This is a genomic window from Aquabacterium parvum, from assembly GCF_001447195.1.
GTDB lineage: Bacteria > Pseudomonadota > Gammaproteobacteria > Burkholderiales > Burkholderiaceae_C > Aquabacterium > Aquabacterium parvum.
Genome location: NZ_LFRI01000319.1, coordinates 1 through 494 on the forward strand (window position 1 = coordinate 1; position 494 = coordinate 494).

At 64.6% G+C, this 494-nt stretch carries 1 pseudogene; it reads left to right on the forward strand.

From position 1 onward, the window contains the following. Positions 1–494, forward strand: a pseudogene (locus ABG80_RS10705) (IS5/IS1182 family transposase); the annotation flags it as partial.

Below are 494 nucleotides of genomic sequence, written 5' to 3' on the forward strand. Positions count from 1 at the left end.
GACCTACCTGCAAACCGAGCTTCCCATTGACCCGTCGAGCCTGACGCGCTGGCGCCAGCGCATTGGTGAAGAAGGCGTGGAGTTGCTGTTGGCCGTGACCATCGAGGCGGCCCGCGCCGCAGGCATGATCAAGCGCAGCAGCCTGGACAAGGTGATCGTGGACACCACGGTGATGCCCAAGGCGATTGCCCACCCCACTGACAGCCGCTTGCTGGAACGCAGCCGACAGCACATGGTCAAGTTCGCGCAAGACAACGGCTTGAACCTGCGCCAGAACTACAACCGCGAGGCGCCGCGCCTGGCCACACAGGTCGGCCGCTATGCCCATGCCAAACAGTACAAGCGCATGCGTGCCGCCATCAAGACACTGCGCACCCGAGTGGGCCGCGTTCAGCGTGACGTGCAGCGCCAACTTGTCGGCATGTCGGCCAAGTTGCCCGAGCAGGTTCAAGCCAAGGGGCAGGACCTGCTGCAGCGCGTGGGCCGCATCCTCA